The sequence below is a fragment of the Bacillus sp. FSL R9-9530 genome (genome assembly GCF_038008145.1).
GTDB lineage: Bacteria > Bacillota > Bacilli > Bacillales > Bacillaceae_G > Bacillus_A > Bacillus_A mycoides.
On sequence record NZ_JBBOYO010000001.1, the window covers coordinates 3,824,966 to 3,841,657 of the forward strand.

Annotated in this window: 16 protein-coding genes and 2 other annotated features (1 of these 18 running past the window's edge); all 16 genes read right to left on the minus strand. The window is 39.3% G+C overall.

Annotation, left to right across the window (positions count from 1 at the left end):
* Window positions 1-96: 96 nt before the first annotated feature.
* The 16 genes from rpoC to cysE all read right to left on the minus strand — a co-directional run bounded on the left by rpoC (window position 97) and on the right by cysE (window position 16,464).
* On the minus strand, window positions 97-3,708 hold the full coding sequence (gene rpoC / locus MKX66_RS19230) for a DNA-directed RNA polymerase subunit beta' (protein ID WP_002009783.1): 3,612 nt from the start codon (window positions 3,706-3,708) through the stop codon (window positions 97-99).
* 37 nt (window positions 3,709-3,745) lie between these two features.
* On the minus strand, window positions 3,746-7,279 hold the full coding sequence (gene rpoB, locus MKX66_RS19235; protein WP_002113316.1) for a DNA-directed RNA polymerase subunit beta: 3,534 nt from the start codon (window positions 7,277-7,279) through the stop codon (window positions 3,746-3,748).
* 291 nt (window positions 7,280-7,570) lie between these two features.
* Entirely contained in the window at window positions 7,571-8,170 is a 600-nt protein-coding gene (locus MKX66_RS19240; RefSeq protein WP_002124684.1) for a class I SAM-dependent methyltransferase, read from the minus strand.
* Between the two features lie 76 nt (window positions 8,171-8,246).
* Entirely contained in the window at window positions 8,247-8,606 is a 360-nt protein-coding gene (gene rplL / locus MKX66_RS19245) for a 50S ribosomal protein L7/L12 (RefSeq protein WP_002009788.1), read from the minus strand.
* Between the two features lie 67 nt (window positions 8,607-8,673).
* Complete coding sequence (gene rplJ / locus MKX66_RS19250) at window positions 8,674-9,174, minus strand: 50S ribosomal protein L10 (RefSeq protein ID WP_002009790.1); 501 nt, start codon at window positions 9,172-9,174, stop codon at window positions 8,674-8,676.
* 39 nt (window positions 9,175-9,213) lie between these two features.
* Window positions 9,214-9,359, minus strand: a sequence feature (ribosomal protein L10 leader region).
* Window positions 9,360-9,408: 49 nt separating this feature from the next.
* Window positions 9,409-10,101 carry a 50S ribosomal protein L1 gene (gene rplA / locus MKX66_RS19255; protein ID WP_002009792.1) on the minus strand — a complete coding sequence of 231 codons (693 nt, stop codon included), beginning with the start codon at window positions 10,099-10,101 and terminating at the stop codon, window positions 9,409-9,411.
* 180 nt (window positions 10,102-10,281) lie between these two features.
* The gene (gene rplK / locus MKX66_RS19260; protein ID WP_001085872.1) at window positions 10,282-10,707 is read right to left on the minus strand and encodes a 50S ribosomal protein L11; all 426 of its coding nucleotides are present in this window, start codon (window positions 10,705-10,707) and stop codon (window positions 10,282-10,284) included.
* Between the two features lie 168 nt (window positions 10,708-10,875).
* Entirely contained in the window at window positions 10,876-11,409 is a 534-nt protein-coding gene (gene nusG / locus MKX66_RS19265) for a transcription termination/antitermination protein NusG (protein WP_002009795.1), read from the minus strand.
* 131 nt (window positions 11,410-11,540) lie between these two features.
* Window positions 11,541-11,720, minus strand: coding sequence for a preprotein translocase subunit SecE (gene secE / locus MKX66_RS19270; RefSeq protein ID WP_002009797.1), 180 nt, complete (start codon window positions 11,718-11,720; stop codon window positions 11,541-11,543).
* A 32-nt stretch (window positions 11,721-11,752) separates the two neighbouring features.
* Complete coding sequence (gene rpmG, locus MKX66_RS19275) at window positions 11,753-11,899, minus strand: 50S ribosomal protein L33 (RefSeq protein WP_012260172.1); 147 nt, start codon at window positions 11,897-11,899, stop codon at window positions 11,753-11,755.
* Between the two features lie 128 nt (window positions 11,900-12,027).
* Complete coding sequence (locus MKX66_RS19280; protein WP_002009799.1) at window positions 12,028-12,687, minus strand: RNA polymerase sporulation sigma factor SigH; 660 nt, start codon at window positions 12,685-12,687, stop codon at window positions 12,028-12,030.
* A 67-nt stretch (window positions 12,688-12,754) separates the two neighbouring features.
* Window positions 12,755-13,267, minus strand: coding sequence for an NYN domain-containing protein (locus MKX66_RS19285; protein ID WP_002009801.1), 513 nt, complete (start codon window positions 13,265-13,267; stop codon window positions 12,755-12,757).
* Window positions 13,268-13,270: 3 nt separating this feature from the next.
* Entirely contained in the window at window positions 13,271-14,014 is a 744-nt protein-coding gene (gene rlmB / locus MKX66_RS19290) for a 23S rRNA (guanosine(2251)-2'-O)-methyltransferase RlmB (RefSeq protein WP_002091503.1), read from the minus strand.
* Complete coding sequence (locus MKX66_RS19295; protein WP_002009804.1) at window positions 14,011-14,418, minus strand: Mini-ribonuclease 3; 408 nt, start codon at window positions 14,416-14,418, stop codon at window positions 14,011-14,013. Before MKX66_RS19295 ends, rlmB begins: the two co-directional genes overlap by 4 nt.
* Before the next feature lie 2 nt (window positions 14,419-14,420).
* A complete protein-coding gene (gene cysS, locus MKX66_RS19300) occupies window positions 14,421-15,818 on the minus strand; it encodes a cysteine--tRNA ligase (RefSeq protein WP_002091500.1) in 1,398 nt (465 codons plus the stop codon).
* Window positions 15,799-16,464 carry a serine O-acetyltransferase gene (gene cysE, locus MKX66_RS19305; protein ID WP_002091498.1) on the minus strand — a complete coding sequence of 222 codons (666 nt, stop codon included), beginning with the start codon at window positions 16,462-16,464 and terminating at the stop codon, window positions 15,799-15,801. The genes cysS and cysE overlap by 20 nt, the downstream gene beginning before the upstream one ends.
* Window positions 16,465-16,601: 137 nt before the next feature.
* Window positions 16,602-16,692, minus strand: a binding site (T-box leader); it runs 155 nt beyond the window's last position.

Genomic DNA, 16,692 nt, shown 5'->3' on the forward strand with positions numbered 1-16,692 from the left:
CATCATTCAGGAGCAACCTTGATTATAGTAACATTTTGTCTCATACAATGTCAACTAGGATCAGCTGTTTTTATACAAAATTTACGACGGAAAATTTTACTGTTCCACATAAACTTCATCGTTTTCTACATTCATGTTATCTTGTGTTGTTTTTACAAGATCCACTTTGCGATAACGATTCATACCTGTTCCAGCAGGAACAAGCTTACCGATAATAACATTCTCTTTCAATCCTAGAAGCTCATCGCGTTTACCCTTAATTGCTGCATCTGTTAGAACACGAGTTGTTTCTTGGAATGACGCCGCAGATAAGAACGAATCTGTCTCAAGTGAAGCTTTTGTAATACCAAGTAGAACTGGTCTAGCCGTTGCTGGTTGTTTACCTTTCAGTAACACCTTCGCATTCGCATCAGTAAACTGATGGATATCTAGTAATGTTCCTGGTAATACATCTGTTTCACCCGCATCACTTACACGAACTTTACGTAGCATTTGACGTACCATTACTTCTACGTGTTTGTCACCAATTTCTACCCCTTGCATACGGTATACTTTTTGAACTTCACGTAATAAGTATTCTTGAACTGCTGTAATGTCCGTTACTTTTAGTAATTCCTTCGGATCAATAGAACCTTCTGTTAACTCTTTACCGTGGCTAATTGGCTGTCCTAGAGTTACTTTCAGACGAGCACCGTAAGGAATAGCATACGTACGAGCTTCAACTTCACCCTGTACAACTACTTCTTGGCGATCTTTAACATCGTTGATCGCTGCGATAACACCGTCAATTTCACTGATAACTGCCTGACCCTTCGGATTACGAGCTTCGAAGATCTCTTGGATACGAGGTAAACCTTGTGTGATATCATCCCCGGCAACCCCACCTGTATGGAACGTACGCATCGTTAACTGTGTACCTGGCTCACCGATAGATTGAGCTGCGATAATACCTACCGCTTCTCCTACTTCTACGTCTGTACCAGTTGCTAAGTTACGACCGTAACACTTCTTACATACACCATGGCGAGTATTACACGTAAACGCTGAACGAATGTTTACAGTTTCAACACCCGACTTTTCAACGATATGAGCAATATCTTCAGTAATTAATTGATTTTCAACAACTAATACTTCACCTGTTTCAGGATGTTTTACAGTTTTTCTTGCAAAACGTCCAACAAGACGATCATATAGTGACTCAATAACTTCATTACCCTCTTTAATCGCACCAATTAGTAAACCGCGATCTGTTCCACAATCATCTTGACGAACAATTACATCTTGTGCAACGTCTACAAGACGACGTGTTAAGTAACCAGAATCGGCAGTTTTAAGTGCTGTATCGGCAAGACCTTTACGCGCACCATGCGTAGAGATGAAGTACTCAAGTACTGTTAAACCTTCACGGAAACTCGATTTGATCGGAAGCTCAATGATACGACCAGATGGATTGGCCATCAGACCACGCATACCAGCAAGCTGAGTAAAGTTCGATGCGTTACCACGGGCACCGGAATCACTCATCATGAAGATTGGGTTGCGTTTATTCAAGGATTTCATCAGCTTTCCTTGGATAACATCTTTTGCATTACTCCAAATAGAGATAACGCGATCGTAACGTTCTTCTTCCGTGATTAAACCGCGACGGAATTGTTTAATTACATTATCTACCTTTGCTTGTGCTTCATGGAGAATTTCATCTTTTTCACCTAATACAAGAATATCTGATACCCCAACTGTAATACCAGCTTTTGTAGAGTATTTAAATCCTAAGTTTTTCATACGGTCAAGCATGCGAGACGTTTCTGTAATTTGGAAACGTTTGAATACTTCCGCAATAATATTACCAAGGATTTTCTTGCTAAATGGTGCCACTTCTTCGCGACTAGCAATAATTTCTTTAATGTTCGCACCTTTTTCAACGAAATATTCCGCTGGTGTTTCTTTTTCAAGGTTTGAGTTTGTTGGTTCATTAATATAAGGGAACGACTCTGGTAAGATTTCGTTAAATATTAATTTACCAACTGTTGTTAATAGAAGCTTACTCTTTTGCTCTTCAGTAAACGTTACATTATTTACCGAACTCGCAGCAACTGCAACACGTGTGTGCAGATGTACATATCCATTTTGGTATGCAAGTATTGCTTCGTTTGCATCTTTGAAGACCATACCCTCACCGATTGCACCTTCGCGCTCAAGTGTTAAGTAATAGTTACCTAATACCATATCCTGAGATGGAGTAACAACTGGTTTTCCGTCTTTTGGATTCAAGATGTTTTGTGCCGCTAACATAAGGATACGAGCTTCTGCTTGTGCCTCTGATGATAACGGAACGTGAACCGCCATTTGGTCACCGTCAAAGTCCGCGTTGTATGCAGTACATACAAGTGGGTGAAGACGGATTGCACGACCTTCTACTAGTGTAGGTTCAAACGCCTGGATACCAAGACGATGAAGTGTTGGCGCGCGGTTTAGAAGTACTGGATGCTCTTTGATCACAGATTCTAAAACGTCCCAAACTTCAGGGTGTACACGCTCGATTTTACGTTTAGCACTCTTAATGTTGTGTGCTAATCCTTTTCCAACTAACTCTTTCATAACGAAAGGTTTAAACAATTCAAGTGCCATTTCTTTCGGCAATCCACATTGGTACATCTTTAAGTTCGGTCCTACAACGATTACAGAACGGCCAGAGTAGTCAACACGTTTACCTAATAAGTTTTGACGGAAACGTCCTTGTTTACCTTTAAGCATGTGAGATAGTGATTTTAATGGACGGTTACCTGGTCCAGTAACTGGACGGCCACGGCGACCATTATCGATTAATGCGTCTACAGCTTCTTGTAACATACGTTTTTCGTTTTGAACGATAATGCTTGGTGCACCTAAGTCCAATAGACGTTTTAAACGGTTGTTACGGTTAATTACACGACGATATAAGTCGTTTAAGTCAGAAGTAGCAAAACGTCCACCATCTAACTGTACCATCGGGCGTAGTTCTGGTGGGATAACTGGAAGAACCTCTAAGATCATCCAAGATGGGTGATTTCCAGAGTTACGGAATGCTTCTAATACTTCTAGACGTTTAATAGCACGAGTACGGCGTTGTCCTTGTGCTGTTTTTAATTCTTCTTTTAAGAAGTCTACTTCTTTATCTAAATCGATGTCTTGCAGTAATTTTTTAATCGCTTCTGCACCCATAGCAGCATGGAATGTACTGCCATATCGATCACGATATGCACGGTATTCTTTTTCAGAAAGTAATTGCTTCTTATCAAGTGGTGTATCTCCACTCTCTGTTACAACATAAGAAGCGAAATAAATTACTTCTTCAAGCGCGCGAGGGGACATGTCTAAGACAAGTCCCATGCGGCTCGGGATACCTTTGAAATACCAAATATGAGATACAGGAGCAGCTAATTCGATATGACCCATACGTTCACGACGAACTTTTGCACGCGTTACTTCAACGCCACATCGATCACAAACTACACCTTTATAACGTACACGTTTATATTTCCCGCAATGACATTCCCAGTCCTTTTGTGGTCCGAAAATACGCTCACAGAACAAGCCATCTTTTTCAGGCTTTAACGTACGATAGTTAATTGTTTCTGGTTTCTTAACTTCACCGTATGACCAAGAACGAATCTTGTCAGGTGAAGCAAGTCCAATCTTCATATATTCAAAGTTATTTACATCTATCAAGGGGCCTACCTCCCTTTTAGTCTACAGGTTATCCCAATTATTCCTTAGTTGTCTCAACTTCAACATTCAATTTATCTGCTGATTGATGATCATCGTCATCTTCCGTATCACGCATTTCAATTTCTGTATCGTTGATAGACATCATTTTAACGTCCATACCTAAACTTTGCAGTTCTTTAATCAATACTTTGAATGATTCAGGAACGCCTGGTTCTGGAACATTTTCACCTTTAACAATTGCTTCATACGTCTTAACACGTCCAATAACATCATCAGACTTCACTGTTAAGATTTCTTGAAGAGTATAAGCAGCACCATAAGCTTCAAGTGCCCAAACCTCCATCTCACCGAAACGCTGTCCACCGAACTGAGCTTTACCTCCAAGAGGTTGCTGCGTTACAAGTGAGTATGGTCCAGTAGAACGAGCATGAAGTTTATCGTCAACCATGTGCGCAAGTTTGATCATATACATGACACCAACAGATACACGGTTATCGAATGGCTCACCAGTACGTCCGTCATACAGGATTGTTTTCGCGTCATTTGCCATACCAGCTTCTTCAATTGTGCCCCATACATCTTCCTCACGAGCACCATCGAATACCGGTGTTGCAATGTGAATACCAAGGTATCTTGCTGCCATACCAAGATGAAGCTCTAATACCTGACCGATATTCATACGAGATGGTACCCCTAATGGGTTTAACATGATATCGATTGGCGTACCATCTGGTAAGTAAGGCATATCTTCTTCCGGTAAAATACGGGAGATAACACCTTTGTTACCATGACGACCGGCCATTTTGTCACCTTCAGAAATTTTACGCTTTTGAACGATATATGCACGTACAAGTTGATTCACGCCTGGTGGCAATTCATCGCCATCTTCACGGTTAAACACTTTTACGTCTAAGATAATACCGCCACCACCGTGTGGTACACGTAGTGATGTATCACGTACCTCACGTGCTTTTTCACCGAAGATTGCATGTAATAGACGTTCTTCTGCCGTTAATTCTGTTACACCTTTTGGCGTTACTTTACCAACAAGTAGATCTCCATCTTTTACTTCAGCACCGACGCGAATAATACCGCGCTCGTCAAGATTACGAAGTGCATCTTCCCCAACATTCGGGATATCACGTGTAATTTCTTCTGGTCCAAGCTTCGTATCACGAGCTTCTGATTCATATTCTTCAATATGGATAGAAGTGTACACATCATCTTTTACAAGGCGCTCACTCATGATGATCGCATCCTCATAGTTATAACCGTCCCATGTCATAAAGCCAACAAGCACGTTACGTCCAAGCGCCAGTTCACCTAGTTCCATAGAAGGACCATCCGCAAGGATTTCACCTTTTACAACTTGGTCTCCAACACTTACGATTGGACGTTGGTTGTAGCAAGTTCCTTGGTTAGAACGAATGAATTTTTGCATTTTGTAGCGATCTAAGTCGCCTTTTACTGTTTGACCGTCAACGTCTACATAGCGACGTACCCAAACTTCACGTGCTTCTACGCGCTCAACAACACCAGGCTGTTTACAGATTACTGCAGCACCTGAGTCTTTTGCTGATACGTACTCCATACCTGTACCTACAATCGGAGATTCCGGATTTATTAACGGAACCGCCTGACGTTGCATGTTCGCTCCCATAAGTGCGCGGTTAGAGTCATCGTTTTCTAAGAACGGAATACAAGCTGTCGCTGCCGACACTACTTGTTTTGGAGATACATCCATGTAGTCGATGCGTTCTTTATTTGTGACAATGTTTTCACCACGGAAACGAGCTACGATATCTTCATCAAGGAATTCCCCTACTTCAGATAATTTCATATTCGCTTGGGCTACAACATAGTTATCTTCTTCATCTGCTGTTAAATAATCAACCTGCCCTGTTACAAGACCAGTTTCTGGGTCAACACGACGGTATGGCGTTTCAATGAAACCAAACTCATTTACTTTCGCAAACGAAGATAATGAGTTAATCAAACCGATGTTTGGTCCCTCTGGCGTTTCAATTGGACACATACGACCATAGTGAGAGTAGTGAACGTCACGTACTTCAAAGCCTGCGCGCTCACGCGTTAAACCACCGGGTCCTAATGCAGATAGTCTTCGTTTGTGAGTTAACTCTGCTAATGGGTTTGTTTGATCCATGAACTGAGATAACTGAGAACTTCCGAAGAACTCTTTAATAGATGCAATAACCGGGCGAATGTTAATTAACGCTTGTGGTGTAATTGCATTTGTATCTTGAATCGACATTCTCTCACGAACAACACGTTCCATACGAGAAAGACCGATACGGAATTGGTTTTGTAGTAACTCTCCTACAGAACGCAGACGACGATTTCCTAAGTGGTCAATATCATCTGTATCCCCTACTTTATATAGCAAGTTAAAGAAGTAGCTAATAGAAGCAAGAATATCACCTGGTGTGATGTGTTTTATATCACGAGTAATATTTGCATTCCCAATTACGTTTATAGATCGTTCGCCTTCTGATTCTGGAGCATAAATCTTAATAGATTGCAGCTCAACATCGCCTGCTACCACTCCACCCATTGGTTTCGCTGTTTTGAATCCAATGTTTTTCTCTAAGTAAGGTAGAATGCGATCCAGTGTACGACGATCTAAGACTGTTCCTTCTGCCGCTAAAATTTCACCAGTTTCTGGATCCACCAGTGTTTCAGCTAAACGTTGGTTAAACAATCTGTTTTTAATGTGTAGCTTTTTGTTGATCTTATAGCGACCTACATTTGCTAAATCATAGCGCTTCGGATCAAAGAAACGAGACACAAGTAAGCTCTTTGCATTTTCTACTGTTGGTGGTTCACCAGGGCGTAGACGCTCATAAATTTCAAGCAATGCTTTCTCTGTGCTATCTGTGTTGTCTTTTTCTAACGTATTGCTTAAGTATTCGTTATCACCTAAAAGCTCGGTGATTTCTTGATCAGAGCCAAACCCTAATGCGCGTAACAAAACAGTTACAGGAAGTTTACGCGTACGGTCAATACGCACATATACAACATCCTTAGCATCTGTTTCATACTCTAACCAAGCTCCGCGGTTTGGAATTACAGTAGCAGTAAAACCACGTTTTCCGTTTTTATCCACTTTGCCACTATAGTATACGCTTGGAGAGCGAACTAACTGGGAAACGATAACACGTTCTGCACCGTTAATTACGAATGTTCCAGTCTCTGTCATGAGTGGGAAATCTCCCATGAACACATCTTGTTCTTTTACTTCACCAGTTTCCTTGTTGATTAGACGCACTTTTACACGAAGTGGTGCTGCATACGTCACATCACGCTCTTTGCATTCTTCTACAGAGTATTTAGGTTCACCCAAGCTGTAGTCGATAAATTCAAGCGATAGATTTCCCGTAAAGTCTTCGATCGGAGAAATGTCTTGGAACATTTCTCGCAAACCCTCATCAAGAAACCACTGATAAGAAGAGGTTTGAATTTCGATAAGATTTGGTAACTCTAATACTTCACTAATACGGGCATAACTTCTTCGTTGGCGGTGGCGTCCGTATTGAACTAGTTGACCTGTCAACTGCTTCACCCCTCAAATCATGAGTATTATAAATGCACAAAAAAATTTGTGCAAAATCACAAATAAATACAACTACTGCTATTAGCGTAGTTTTTTTCTCTTAAAGATAGATACGTTGAGTCTTTCTACCTGCTCAAAAAAGAAAAATGGCTTCTATAAGAAAACCATCATTCTGTTTCATAATCTGCTGATTTTACTATCTTTTCCAAGAGAAGCAAAAATATACATCTTTCTCAACGCAGAAAATCATATATTGGCATTGTATAATGTTAACATAGCCAAAAATAACCGTCAACGCTTTTTTGATTTTATGATATAATATCCTTTTTTCTTTTCTACAACTTCAACTTCAGAAAATACTTCTTCTAGTTTTTTCATCGCAGATGGCGCACCTTGTTTCTTTTGAATAACAATCCACAATTCTCCACCTGAAACTAAATACTCCACAGCCTTTTCTAAAATCTCATGCACGATATCTTTACCAGCACGAATTGGAGGATTAGATAGAATAACAGCATACTTGCCATCTACATTTTCATAGACACTACTTTGCAAAATACGTATATTTTCAATTCTGTTATTAGCGGCATTTTCTTTTGCAAGTCCCAAGGCCCTTTCATTCACATCCACCATGTGAATTTCACGATTTTGAAACTCTTTCGCTAACGACAAACCGATTGGACCGTACCCACATCCTACGTCTAACACATTACCTTTAACATCTGGCATTTGAAACGCTTCAATTAAAAGACGAGAACCAAAGTCCACTTCGTTTTTCGAGAACACCCCATGGTCAGATAAAAAAGTAAATCGAGATTCACGAAGTGTAACTTCCCATCGTTTACGATCACTTTTACTAGAAGGGTCGTTAGAAAAATAATGGTCTGCCATATGGCCACCTCTTTTCTTTACAGTTAAAAAAAAAGCTCGCATAAGAGCGAGCTTTTTTTAAAGCACCAAAAGTTAATTACTTAACTTCTACAGCAGCGCCAACTTCTTCAAGTTTAGCTTTCATTTCTTCAGCTTCCTCTTTAGTAACGCCTTCTTTGATTGCTTTTGGAGTGTTGTCAACTAATTCTTTAGCTTCTTTTAAGCCAAGACCAGTGATTTCACGTACAGCTTTGATAACTTTGATTTTTTGAGCGCCAGCACTTGCAAGTACTACGTCAAATTCAGTTTGCTCAGCAGCAGCTTCACCAGCGCCACCAGCTACAGCTACAGGAGCAGCAGCAGTTACGCCGAATTCTTCCTCGATAGCTTTTACTAAGTCGTTAAGTTCTAATACAGTCATAGATTTAACTGCTTCAATGATTTGTTCTTTAGTCATTGTAAATATCCTCCCTTAAATAGGTTTGTATTGTTTTATAGATAACAAGTAATTATCTTTTAAAAAATTAAGCGCCTTGCTCTTCCTTTTGATCTGCAACTGCTTTAGTAGCAAGTGCAAGGTTACGGATTGGAGCTTGAAGAACGCTAAGAAGCATAGAAAGTAAGCCTTCACGTGATGGAAGAGTAGCGATAGCTTTAACCTCATCAAGTGTTACAAGTTTACCTTCGATTACGCCCGCTTTAATTTCTAAAGCTTCATGATTTTTAGCGAAGTCGTTTAATACTTTCGCAGGAGCAACTACATCCTCGTTACTGAACGCGATTGCGTTTGGTCCTGTTAAGAATTCGTTTAACTCAGCCATTTCAGCAGACTCTGCAGCACGACGAGTTAAAGAGTTTTTGTAAACTTTGAACTCAACGCCAGCTTCACGTAAGTTTTTACGTAATTCTGTTGCTTCAGAAACTGTTAAACCACGGTAGTCAACAACAATTGTAGATTTACTCGCGCGAAGTTTTTCAGCGATTTCAGTTACAACTTGTTGTTTAGTTTCGATTACTTTGCTCATGTTATTACACCTCCTGTAGATTATATAGAAGATGTACCGAAAGTGCACTAAAAACCTCCATGCCCAACTTGTAGACATGGAGGCATATAGTCACAGAAAAAAGATTCCGCTTCGTATATTAACACCTAGGTAGGAAATTAAGTCGAATCGACTCCTACTGTCTACGGTACACTATTAAAATTCACAACATAAATGATTATATTAAAACTTCTTTATGAAGTCAACTTCCAATTTTTACGCAAGTGTAGAAACGTCTACGCGTACGCCAGGTCCCATTGTAGAAGCAACAGTTGCGTTCTTCATGTAAGTACCTTTTGCAGCAGCTGGCTTAGCTTTTTGTAGCGTGTCAGCAATTGTTTTGAAGTTTTCTACTAATTTAGCATCTTCGAAAGATACTTTACCGATTGGAACGTGGATGTTACCAGCTTTATCAACGCGGTATTCAACTTTACCAGCTTTGATTTCGTTAACAGCTTTAGTTACATCGAAAGTAACTGTTCCAGTTTTAGGGTTTGGCATTAAACCTTTAGGTCCTAATACACGACCAAGTTTACCAACTTCACCCATCATGTCAGGAGTTGCTACTACTACATCGAAATCAAACCAACCTTTTTGGATTTTACCGATGTAATCAGCATCGCCTACGAATTCAGCGCCAGCAGCTTCAGCTTCTTTTGCTTTTTCGCCTTTAGCGAATACTAATACACGTTGTACTTTACCAGTACCGTGTGGAAGAACAACTGCACCACGAATTTGTTGGTCAGCTTTCTTAGGGTCAACACCTAAACGGAATGCAGCTTCTACAGTTGCATCAAATTTAGCTGTGTTTGTTTTCTTTACTAATTCTACTGCTTCTGTTGCAGAGTAAGCAGATGCACGATCAACAAGCTTCGCAGCTTCAACGTACTTTTTACCTCTTTTAGCCATGTTTGTTTCCTCCTTGAATGTGGTTTTAGCGGAATAACCTCCCACGTTTACGCCTTCATTCCGGGAACCCCCGAGGATGTGCGCCCATCCATTTATTTAAAAATGATGATCATTTACGATAATAAAGGTTGCGAATTGGAATTCCAGACCCGCAACCTTTTTTACAAAAAACAAATCGAATTAGTCTTCGATAACGATGCCCATACTGCGCGCAGTACCTTCAACCATACGCATTGCAGCTTCTACGCTAGCAGCGTTTAGGTCAGGCATTTTAGTTTCAGCGATTTCGCGTACTTTATCACGCTTAACAGTTGCCACTTTATTACGATTTGGTTCACCAGAACCAGACTCAATACCAGCTACTTTCTTAAGAAGAACAGCAGCAGGAGGAGTTTTAGTAATGAAAGTGAATGAACGGTCCTCAAATACCGTAATTTCAACAGGGATGATAAGACCAGCTTGATCAGCTGTACGAGCGTTAAACTCTTTACAGAAGCCCATGATGTTAACACCTGCTTGTCCTAATGCTGGACCAACCGGCGGAGCTGGATTAGCTTTACCTGCAGGAATCTGAAGTTTTACCATTTTAATTACCTTTTTAGCCACGAGACACACCTCCTTAAGTCCGTGATGTGGTCAATTGGGCAGTGATTTGCCCTCCCACTTCATATTTTATCATAATGATAAAATCTTTTTCAAAAAACGTCTCCGTTACCGAAGACGTACTGACTTAAAAGATATTATCACTTTTTACAATTCATTTCAAGTTTCATTTTATAATTTTTCAATTTGATGGAAATCAAGTTCAACCGGAGTCTCGCGACCGAACATGTCTACAAGCACGCTAACTTTTTTCTTTTCCACATCAATTTCTTCAATCGCACCTGTATAATCCGCGAATGGCCCCTCATTTACACGCACTGTTTCATGAAGTTCAAATTCGAAATCAACCACTTCATTGTCCATTCCCATATGCTTCATGATGGTAACAACTTCCTCTTCTAATAGAGGCGATGGTTTAGATCCTGAACCAGAAGAACCGACAAAGCCTGTTACACCTGGCGTATTACGAACAACATACCAAGAATCATCAGTCATGATTAGTTCTACTAATACGTAACCTGGGAACACTTTTCTTTTCGTTATTTTTTCTTTACCATTTTTCATTTCTACTTCTACTTCTTCCGGGACAACAACACGGAAAATTTTATCTTGCATACCCATTGATTCTACACGTTTCTCTAGGTTTGCTTTTACTTTATTTTCATATCCAGAATAAGTATGGACAACATACCAACTTTTTTCCATTCATTTAGGACGAGCGTCCTTCCCTCCCTGACGTACATTTTTTTGCGCAAATGAAAAAACCCGTTCACCGGGCTTTTACACAGTTCTTATAAATAACATTATATCATGGATAAGTGCTTCTTATTCAAGAATTAACCAAGAATTAACCGAATTAAAGAAGAAATGCCCATATCAACCACTGCGAAGAAAATCGCAAAGAACACAACTGTCGCGATAACAGTCGTTGTTGATCGGAGTAATTCATCTTTTTTAGGCCAACTTACTTTTTTCATTTCGCGACCTACATCGCCGAAAAAGTTCGTTAAACGCATCTACGGGACCTCCAGTTTATTATTTCAATTATTTATTTTGTTTCTTTGTGAACTGTATGCTTATTGCATGTTTTACAAAACTTCTTTATCTCAAGTCGCTCTACTGAGCTCGTATCTTTCATCGTAGAGTAGTTTCGATTTTTACACTCTTCACATGAGAGTACAACTTTTTTCCTCATTAGTTACACCAACCTTGTAACATTGTCCCTAAAAATGTATCATACAACAAAAGACAATGTCAATGTCATGACTTTCACTCTCTTAACAAAAAGAAAACAGGTGAATTATTTTACACCTGCGGCACTTGCTATGAATTTAAAGTTGTGCTCTCTCTCATCTCCATATATCTTTCTAATTTCCTTTTTACACGCTGCAATGCGTTATCAATAGATTTCACGTGCCTGTTTAACTGTTCTGAAATTTCTTGATAGGAACGACCATCTAAGTATAAAGAGAGCACTTTTCTTTCTAAATCGCTTAATAATTCAGATATTTTAGATTCTATGTCTGTATATTCTTCCTGACTTATAATCATCTCTTCTGGATCAGTTACTTTCGATTCCGAAATAACATCTAATAATGTTCGATCAGATTCCTCATCGTAAATTGGCTTATCTAAAGACACATACGAATTTAACGGAATATGTTTTTGCCTTGTTGCTGTTTTAATAGCGGTAATAATTTGTCGAGTGATACACAGTTCAGCAAATGCTTTGAACGAAGACAGCTTGTCCCCTTTATAATCACGAATAGCTTTAAACAATCCAATCATGCCTTCTTGAACAATATCTTCTCGATCGGCACCCACCAAGAAATAAGATCTTGATTTCGCGCGAACAAAGTTCTTATATTTGTGAATTAAATATTCTAGAGCGTCAGTATTACCTTTTCGAACTAACTCAACGATTGCCTCATCCTCTAAATCACGAAATGTAACGTCGCCTACACTTACGAAGCCTGCTTCCACCCTGATCCCTCCGACCGCTATATATTTAGCAATATTATACAGTAAAAAGATAAAGAGCGTCAATGCTTCAACGCTCTCCTCTTCTTAATTTTTCTAATTTTTCTGTAATATCTTCACTAAATATCTTTCGCATGGCGGGTTGCTTTTCTTTCGTGTCTTTTGTACACCTTCTTACTTGTTGTTCCATCGCTTGCACTTCTAACTCTAATTCACGCGCAGATTTTCGAAGTGCACCTTGCGCAAATATAATCCATTGCTCCGTATAATCCGAAGTTGCAACGTATATTTGTGTATTTATATTTCTAAGCTCAATCGCAAGTTGTTCTATCTTTTCATCTGCAGTTTGATTTTTTCTCGTGAATATTACTTCCACCCGTGATTGTTTCATCTTTTTTTCAATACCATAGACTGTATAGGCATCAAAGACAATCATTACCTTTGTGCCTGTATACCCTTGATAATCCGCCATCTTATCAATAAGTGCGTCTCTTGATGACTGTAAATCTACATCCCGCAGTTTCTTCAAGTCTCCCCAAGCCCCGATAATGTTGTAACCGTCAACGATTAAAATATCGTTCATTTTTTATTTACCAATTTCGTGACGTTTACGATATACCTCATACATTAACAAACTTGCGGCTACTGAAGCATTTAAGGATGTAACTTTACCGACCATCGGTAAAGTAATTAGGAAATCACACTTTTCACCAATAATACGACTCATACCTTTTCCTTCACTACCAATTACTAGTCCGATTGGCATATTACCATCTAAATTACGGTAATCTGTTTTCCCTTTGGCATCTGTACCAGCAATCCAAAGTCCACGTTCTTTTAATTCATCAATTGTACGCGATAAATTTGTTACACGTGCAACAGGAATATATTCAATTGCCCCAGTCGACGCTTTCGCAACTGACGCTGTAAGCCCCACAGCCCTTCTTTTTGGAATAATAACCCCATGAGCCCCTGTTGCATCCGCAGTACGCATAATAGAGCCTAAGTTATGCGGGTCTTCAATTTCATCTAAAATCAAGAAGAACGGATCTTCATTGCGTTTTTCTGCTAATTTAAACAAATCCTCTAACTCAGCATATTGATATGCAGCTACTTGAGCAATTACACCTTGATGATTACCCTCAACCAATTGATCTAATTTCTTCTTTGGTGCGTGTTGCAAAATAACCTTATTCTCTTTTGCTAATGCTAGTACAATTTGCACTTGTCCTTTGGCAGCACCTTCCGCTACCAAAATTTTATTAATATCTCTCCCCGCTCTTAAAGCTTCAATTACAGGGTTACGTCCGATAATATATTCACTACTCATGATGATGTGCTCCCTTCCTTTTCTTCCAAAACGTCAATCGCCTTATATACAATCTCGTCCAATCTTTCACGATTATTCAACAAGTGATGATAACCGATTAGTGCTTCAAAGGCTGTACTGTGTCGATATGTTTGTACATCTGTATTTTTTGGAACAGTACCCGAATTCGCATTACGCCCTCTTCTTAATACCGCCTCTTCCTCTTCTGTCAAAAATGCCGTTTCTAATAAATGATAAACAACTTTCGCCTGTGCTTTTGCCGAAACAAAGCCCGTCCCTAAGCGATGTAATTGATTAGGGCGAACTGTCCCCTTTTGAAGGAGGTGATAGCGGATATATTGCTCATATACCGCATCACCCATATATGCTAAAGCTAAGCTGTTCAATTGCTTTGCATCAATCATTCTTATCCTCTTTTCCATCTTGTACCTTGAGCGGTATCTTCTAAAATAATATTACGTCCTTTTAAATCATCGCGAATTTGATCAGATAGTGCGAAGTCACGATTTTGACGAGCTTCAATACGCTTTTGGATTAGTGCTTCAATTTCTTCATCAAGCAACTCTTCTTGTGCTAATTCTAATCCTAAAATACTAAATAATGTTTCAAGTTGTTTTACATACGCTTCAATTACAACTTTAGAAGTATGTTCTTCTAACAAATATTGATTTGCGTGATTTGCTACGTTATATAATTCAGTAATCGCATTAGCCGTATTGAAATCATCATCCATCGCTTCTTCGAATGCAACCTGGAACTTTTCCATTTCAGCTAACCATTTTTCATTATGGTCCGTTAAATCCGTACTACTTTCCATACGATGCTTTAAGTTACCGTAAGCTGTTTTAATTCTTTCTAGTCCATTATTAGTACTTTGCAATAAATCCTCGCTAAAGTTAATTGGGTGACGGTAATGTACCGATAGCATAAAGAACCTGATTAACTGTGGATCATATTGTTTAATGATATCGTGAACTAAAATGAAGTTTCCAAGCGACTTAGACATCTTCTCGTTATTAATATTAATATATCCGTTATGCATCCAATAACGTGCAAATGTTTTTCCTGTCAACGCCTCAGACTGCGCAATTTCATTTTCATGATGAGGAAATGCTAAATCTTGACCACCAGCATGAATATCAATTGTATCCCCTAAATATTTACGCGCCATTGCTGAGCATTCAATATGCCACCCTGGGCGTCCTTTCCCCCAAGGGCTTTCCCAGAAGATTTCTCCTTCTTTCGCAGCTTTCCATAAAGCAAAATCAAGAGGGTCTTGTTTCTTTTCTCCTACTTCAATACGTGCACCGTGACGTAAGTCTGCAATCGGTTGATGTGATAATTTACCGTAACCTTCGAATTCTTTCGTTTTAAAGTACACATCACCTTCTGATTCATATGCATACCCTTTATTCACAAGTTCTTGAATAAATTCAATAATGATATCCATATTTTCCGTTACACGTGGATGAACCGTTGCATGTTTGCAACCTAGTGCCGTTACATCTTCAAAGTAAGCTTCAACAAAACGATCTGCAATTGTTGGCACATCTTCACCTAATTCGTTTGCCGCCTTAATTAATTTATCATCCACGTCAGTAAAGTTAGATACATACTGCACATCATATCCTTTATATTCTAAGTAACGACGTACTGTATCAAACACCATAGGTGGTCTTGCATTCCCAATGTGAATGTAGTTATACACTGTAGGTCCACACACATACATCTTTACCTTATTTTCTTCTAATGGCATAAACTCTTCTTTTTGACGCGTTAACGTATTATAAATGTGAATAGTCATTTTTATCCTTCCTTCCTACCTTTACTTCAAGTTGCTTTCTCAATTTATCAAGTTCTACTTCCATAACCTTTAATTTATCAAAAATCGGATCCGGAAGATCAGAATGATTTAATTCTTGACCAATTTTTACTCCATTTTGAATAACGACTCGGCCAGGTATACCTACAACTGTAGAATGCGCAGGAACTTCCTTTAACACGACAGATCCTGCTCCAATTTTAGAATTCTCTCCAATAGTAATAGAACCTAGTACTTTAGCACCTGTTGCAATTAATACATTATCCTGAATTGTAGGGTGCCTCTTTCCTTTTTCTTTACCTGTACCACCTAATGTGACACCTTGATAAATGGTTACGTTTTCGCCAATTTCACACGTTTCTCCAATTACAACCCCCATTCCATGATCAATGAAAAAACGACGACCAATAGTTGCTCCTGGATGAATCTCAATGCCAGTAAAAAAACGGCTAACTTGCGAAATCCAACGTGCCATAAAGAAAAAATTCCTTTTATAAAAAGCATGTGCAATTCGATGGGCCCAAACTGCATGTAATCCAGAGTAAGTTAAAATGACTTCGAAATAACTTCTTGCCGCTGGATCCTGTTCAAAAACGACTTCAATATCTTCCCGAAGCCTCTTAAACATCGATGTTCCCTCCCCTTTATGGGCTGCTTTTTTCGAGTGAACTAACTCCCCACTTCCCCCTAAATCTTTATACAAGGGGATAAAACTTATACTCACACCATTTACATGGTATAAAAAAAAGACGCCTCTGTCATATAGACAGAGACGCCTTATAAGCGCGGTTCCACTCTGTTTAGGCTAAAGAAGCCTCAAACTCATCCATGATAACGGTTTACACCGCTTCTGTTT

Excerpts from the sequence above, each read along its gene's own strand:
- rlmB (WP_002091503.1), bottom strand. The coding sequence starts at position 14,014 with ATGAGTAGTGAATATATTATCGGACGTAACCCTGTAATTGAAGCTTTA.
- rplL (WP_002009788.1), bottom strand. The coding sequence starts at position 8,606 with ATGACTAAAGAACAAATCATTGAAGCAGTTAAATCTATGACTGTATTA.
- rplJ (WP_002009790.1), bottom strand. The coding sequence starts at position 9,174 with ATGAGCAAAGTAATCGAAACTAAACAACAAGTTGTAACTGAAATCGCT.
- rpmG (WP_012260172.1), bottom strand. The coding sequence starts at position 11,899 with ATGAGGAAAAAAGTTGTACTCTCATGTGAAGAGTGTAAAAATCGAAAC.
- MKX66_RS19240 (WP_002124684.1), bottom strand. The coding sequence starts at position 8,170 with ATGGCAGACCATTATTTTTCTAACGACCCTTCTAGTAAAAGTGATCGT.
- nusG (WP_002009795.1), bottom strand. The coding sequence starts at position 11,409 with ATGGAAAAAAGTTGGTATGTTGTCCATACTTATTCTGGATATGAAAAT.
- rplA (WP_002009792.1), bottom strand. The coding sequence starts at position 10,101 with ATGGCTAAAAGAGGTAAAAAGTACGTTGAAGCTGCGAAGCTTGTTGAT.
- cysE (WP_002091498.1), bottom strand. The coding sequence starts at position 16,464 with ATGTTTAAGAGGCTTCGGGAAGATATTGAAGTCGTTTTTGAACAGGAT.
- MKX66_RS19285 (WP_002009801.1), bottom strand. The coding sequence starts at position 13,267 with ATGAACGATATTTTAATCGTTGACGGTTACAACATTATCGGGGCTTGG.
- cysS (WP_002091500.1), bottom strand. The coding sequence starts at position 15,818 with ATGACTATTCACATTTATAATACGTTAACGCGTCAAAAAGAAGAGTTT.
- MKX66_RS19295 (WP_002009804.1), bottom strand. The coding sequence starts at position 14,418 with ATGATTGATGCAAAGCAATTGAACAGCTTAGCTTTAGCATATATGGGT.
- secE (WP_002009797.1), bottom strand. The coding sequence starts at position 11,720 with ATGCGTTTAACGAACTTTTTCGGCGATGTAGGTCGCGAAATGAAAAAA.